Annotated in this window: 4 protein-coding genes and 1 tRNA gene; all 5 read left to right on the top strand. The window is 47.3% G+C overall.

The features are described 5' to 3' along the window. Positions 1 to 598 precede the first annotated feature (598 nt). The gene (locus tag QT974_RS30475) at positions 599 to 802 is read left to right on the top strand and encodes a hypothetical protein (protein ID WP_332995517.1); all 204 of its coding nucleotides are present in this window, start codon (positions 599 to 601) and stop codon (positions 800 to 802) included. Positions 803 to 961: 159 nt separating this feature from the next. Continuing rightward, positions 962 to 1,034: transfer RNA gene (locus QT974_RS30470), tRNA-Ala, on the top strand. A gap of 160 nt (positions 1,035 to 1,194) precedes the next feature. Then, positions 1,195 to 2,346: a glycine cleavage system aminomethyltransferase GcvT gene (gene gcvT, locus QT974_RS30465; protein WP_333472115.1), complete on the top strand. Its 1,152-nt coding sequence runs from the start codon at positions 1,195 to 1,197 to the stop codon at positions 2,344 to 2,346. Positions 2,347 to 2,540: 194 nt separating this feature from the next. Continuing rightward, the gene (gene gcvH / locus QT974_RS30460) at positions 2,541 to 2,930 is read left to right on the top strand and encodes a glycine cleavage system protein GcvH (protein ID WP_333472114.1); all 390 of its coding nucleotides are present in this window, start codon (positions 2,541 to 2,543) and stop codon (positions 2,928 to 2,930) included. A 267-nt stretch (positions 2,931 to 3,197) separates the two neighbouring features. After that, on the top strand, positions 3,198 to 5,452 hold a 2,255-nt coding region (gene gcvP, locus QT974_RS30455; RefSeq protein ID WP_333472116.1), incomplete at its 3' end, for an aminomethyl-transferring glycine dehydrogenase.

Here is a 5,452-nt window from a genome sequence, read left to right as displayed (position 1 = left end):
CCTAAGATTTTATGTCCAAATGCTACGCCCTTCTAGGATTTTTGCACTCTTGTCTATTTGATAAACTGTTATACATAAACTTGATTCCCCTAGCTGATTATTTTTTACTTTTTAACTCAGGAATAGAGCCACTATCATCAAAATTAGGCCGTCCGTCGTAACTTGTCGTACTTTTTGACAAAACTTCAAACATCGCCAAGAGATAAATTATCGTATGTAGCGCCTCGAAGGAAAGATCGAGTATTGACCAATTTATCCGCCAATCCTCAATCTCTAAATCCCCAATCTAAAATCTAAAAGTCTACCCGATATTTGTGAGAAAGGCTATCTGTACCATCAAGCTATACTTGAACTGCGATCGCACCTACTCTCCAACCAGCCCGTAAACCGCCCCACTCGATCGCGCAACCGCCATCTAAAGCTGAGCTAGCTCTCATTTACTTTGCATATTGTAATTATTAATCAAACCTATAGTTTTTTCTTAATGGCTTTTCCCTGCTCCCCATACGTTTAACATCAATACTTAAATACATCTGAGCTTATCTGCGCGCAGCCAAAAGTTTTGTTACAATAGTTAAGCTGTTACAAATCGTAACTTATGCTGGTTTCTATTTTAATAATTGACGTTGCCCTCGTTGCCTGGTCTTTGCACCTAATGCAAGAGGCGATCGCGCAACGAGAATTTTCACTAATGCTAGCCGGTACTTTAGTTGCGGTCTCAGCAGCGGCCCTGGTAGTCGTGTACTTCCTCATGGGGTCTTGCTTGAGCCATTTAACCGCAATATCCCAGCACACTTACTAAAATCAAAATCAGAGCAGGGATTGACAATTGTCTAGAAGCCAGGAGATTTTTTGGGAAAAAAAGCCAAAAGCCTTGCAAATCCAGGGCTCAAAACTATTTTTTCCAAAAGGCTTGACAAACATCGGTCAGTTAAGGCATGATTGAGAGCGCGAAAAGAAAGGGGAATTAGCTCAGTTGGTAGAGCACTACAATGGCATTGTAGGGGTCAGCGGTTCGAGCCCGCTATTCTCCATAGACAAGATCGATATAAGTGTGGAAAGACGACTGCGGTGTCGTAGTTTTGTGGCAAAACAACATTGTCGCGTCCTAAAATTCGATCGCGCCCCAGATCACAAAAACCAATTTTCCCGTAAAATCAAAACAGTCTACCCGCAACCAAAAAAGCGCTACCTGTGGCAAACTCAACTGAACCGAACAATCCAGAGATACCGAGTCAGCTTGCGCGATCGCCTCTGTACGAACTATCATTAGAGCTCAAAGGTCGGATGGTGCCCTTTTCCGGGTGGGAGATGGCAGTGCAGTACGCAGGCATCAGCAGCGAACACCAAGCAGTACGCCAGCAAGCAGGAATGTTCGATATTTCCCACATGGGAAAATTCTGTTTGAAAGGCAAACAACTAATAGAAAAATTTCAATCCTTAGTACCCTCAGACTTAAGCCGCTTGCAACCAGGACAAGCTCAATATACAGTCTTATTAAATGACAAAGGCTGCATCCTAGACGACATTATTTTCTACTGCCAAGAACCCGACGCCACCACTGGCGAAGAACGTGCAGCAATCATTGTCAACGCGGCCACTCGCATCGCAGACAAAGCCTGGATTCTCGCCCGCTTAAACTTGAGCGAACTTATTTTTACCGACATCTCCGAAGAGCAAGTTTTAATTGCAATTCAAGGCCCAGAAGCTGTTAAATACCTCCAGCCTTTTGTGGAAGACAACCTCGCACCAATCAAAGCTTTCGGACACTTAGAAACAAAGCTGTTAGGACAGCCGAGTTTTATCGCCAGAACAGGTTACACCGGCGAGGATGGCTTTGAAATTATGGTGGATATAGAAACCGGAAAGAAAGTCTGGCAAAAATTCCTAGATGTTGGTGTTGTTCCCTGCGGTTTAGGCGCGCGAGATACTTTGCGTTTAGAAGCAGCGATGGCACTTTACGGTCAAGATATTGACGACCATACCACGCCTTTGGAGGCGGGATTGGGTTGGGTAGTTCACCTCGATAGCAAAGGCGATTTTATTGGGCGCCAGGTTTTGGAACAGCAGAAAGCCGCGGGAGTATCGAAACGGTTGGTAGGCTTGGAAATGCAGGGGCGGCACATTGCGCGCCATGGCTATCCGGTAATATTTGACAGCGAAACCGTAGGAGAAGTTACTAGCGGTACATTATCGCCGACATTGAATCGGGCGGTAGCACTTGCGGTTGTTCCGGCAAAATTAGGGAAACTTGGCCAGCAGTTAGAAGTCGAAATTCGCGGGAAAAATTATCCGGCGACGGTGGTTAAAAAGCCATTTTATCGCTCTCCCAACCGCCCAAATTAAATCAGGTTTTTCAGGTTCTATCGTTCGGGCTTTAGTCTTCTCCCATTACATTTATATAACAATCATAAATAAGTTGTGGGATGTGCCGCAGAACCCGTGCAACGTCAAAGCCTGAACTGCGTTCATAACTGACTTGAGATTGCTATATATTATTGACGAATGGAAAGTATACTTTTTTACGCCGAGGAATTGACATGACACTAACATACCCCGATGACCTGAAATACCTAGACACTCACGAATACATCCGACTCGAAGGGGAAATAGCCACTATCGGCATTAGTGCCTTTGCCGTTGACCAACTCGGTGATATCGTGTTTCTAGATTTGCCCGAAGTCGGCGCAGGGCTCGAAAAGGGCGAAGCTTTCGGTACAGTCGAGTCAGTGAAAGCCGTTGAAGATTTGAAAGCGCCCATTACCGGTACAGTCATAGAACGCAATGATGAGATTGTAGAGTCTCCCGAAAATTTGGCGGAAGACCCCTATGGCGCTGGGTGGCTGCTGAAAGTGCGCGTTGACAACGCCAGCGACGCCGATGATGCTTTGTCTGTCGCACAGTACCGCAAAATGGTGGAAGGGGAATAGGGGAGAAGCGAAGAGGGGGAGAGAGGTCAGAAGGGGAAAATCTTTTTTCTTCCCTCCAACCTCTAACCTCCGTTAAATCTCGCATATTGCTCTGCTCGCTCCGCTACATCCGTGACATCCGCTACATCTGGCACATTGCTTGCTGCCGAACTTCCTTCTTTTGTGGCGAAATGTTACAAACAAAGAAGAAAAGTCAATTCAGGAGAATCAGCCTTGGTACTCTACAGCCCGCAACTTGAACCCAGCCAGCAGCAAAACCTTGTTTCCATCGATGGTTTTGCAGCCAGACACATTGGCCCGACACCCAGCGAAATCCAGCAAATGCTAGATGTTTTGGGCCTGGACAGCCTTGATGACTTGATTGATAAAACGGTTCCGGCGGCGATTCGCATTTCTGAACCGCTACAACTTCCCGCAGCTTCCAGCGAGTACGCGGCTTTGGCAGAATTGAAAGAAATTGCTGGCAAAAATCAGGTATTTCGATCGTACATCGGCACGGGATATCACGACTGCATCACTCCCCCAGTCATCGGGCGGAATATCCTCGAAAATCCCGGCTGGTATACAGCCTACACTCCGTATCAAGCCGAAATTGCCCAAGGGCGTTTGGAAGCTTTGCTGAATTTCCAAACCATGATAATTGACCTCACGGGTTTGGAAATTGCCAATGCTTCTTTGCTGGATGAAGGGACGGCGGCGGCGGAAGCGATGGCGGTGAGCTACGGCGCTAGCAAAAAGGGAGCAAAAGCATTTTTTGTGTCTCAAGATTGCCACCCGCAAACCATCGAAGTGGTGCAAACTCGCGCTAAACCGCTGGGAATTGAAGTGATTGTCGGCGACCATCAAAGCTTTGAGTTCGATCGTACAATCTTCGGCGCGCTCCTGCAATACCCAGCCACCGACGGCGCAATTTACGACTATAGCGATTTTATTCGATCGGCACACGAAGTCGGCGCCTTAGTCACAGTAGCCGCCGATATTTTGAGCCTGTGCCTCCTCACACCCCCCGGCGAATTCGGCGCGGACATAGCCGTAGGCAGCACCCAGCGCTTCGGAATTCCCCTCGGATTCGGAGGGCCTCACGCAGCCTATTTCGCCACCAAAGAAGAGTTTAAACGGCAAGTTCCGGGGCGAATTGTTGGCGTTTCCAAAGATGCTAACGGCAAATCAGCTTTACGCTTGGCATTGCAAACTCGCGAACAGCACATCCGCCGCGAAAAAGCAACTAGCAATATTTGTACCGCGCAAGTTTTGCTAGCAGTGATGGCGGGTATGTATGCTGTTTATCACGGCCCGTCTGGACTCAGAAACATTGCCGAGAAAGTCTGGAGTTTAACTGCACTTTTGGCATCCGGTTTAAGAAGTTTCGGATACAAAATTGGTTCCCAACCTTTCTTCGATACTCTGCGAGTAGAATTGGGAGACAAACCGCTGTCAGAACTTCTCGAAGCTGCTCAACTTCGCCAAATTAATCTCCGAGTTTTTGATGCTGCGACAGTGGGAATAACTTTAGATGAAACTGTCACGGTTGAAGATGTGCAAGAGTTGTGGGAAATTTTCTCACAGAATAAGGATTATATCAGAGCTGACGGACAGAATGCTCTCAACATTCCCCTGGATGCAGAGGAATTGAATTCATACTTGACTTTACCTGATTTTTGCGATCGTACAACCAGCTATCTCACCCATCCTGTTTTCAACAGCTACCACTCGGAAACCGAGCTTTTGCGGTATATGCACCGATTGGAAGCCAAGGATTTGTCACTGAATACATCGATGATTCCCTTGGGTTCCTGTACGATGAAATTGAATGCCACAGCCGAAATGCTGCCCGTTAGTTGGCCCGAATTTAGCAAGATTCACCCCTTCGCACCCAGCCATCAAACCCGCGGCTATCAAATGATGTTCGTGCAACTCGAACAGTGGCTGGCAGAAATCACCGGTTTTGCCGGAATTTCTTTGCAACCAAACGCTGGTTCCCAAGGCGAATACGCGGGTTTGTTAGTAATCCGTCAATACCACGAACACCGAGGCGAATCTCACCGGAATATTTGTTTGATTCCCCAGTCAGCCCACGGTACAAATCCAGCTAGCGCGGTGATGGCGGGGATGAAAGTAGTTGCAGTTGATTGCGATTCTCAGGGCAATATTGATGTTTCCGACTTGCAGAAAAAAGCCGAAAAGCACAAAAATGAATTAGCTGCTTTGATGGTAACATATCCATCTACCCACGGCGTTTTTGAAGCAGAAATTAAAGAGATTTGCGAGATTGTCCACAACTGCGGCGGACAAGTTTATATGGACGGCGCCAATATGAACGCTCAAGTTGGTTTGTGCCGCCCTGGTGATTTTGGTGCTGATGTTTGTCACTTGAATTTGCACAAAACTTTCTGCATTCCCCACGGCGGCGGCGGCCCGGGAATGGGGCCGATTGGAGTGATGCCTCATTTAGTAGAATTTTTGCCTTCTACTGATGCAGAATCAAGAGCTTACCCCCCCCAACCCCCCCTTGCTAAGGGGGG

It is taken from the genome of Microcoleus sp. BM001215392, from assembly GCF_036700185.1.
Taxonomy (GTDB): domain Bacteria; phylum Cyanobacteriota; class Cyanobacteriia; order Cyanobacteriales; family Microcoleaceae; genus Microcoleus.
The sequence above is the reverse complement of the archived record's forward strand: the minus strand, read 5'-3'. Positions and strand labels throughout refer to the sequence as shown.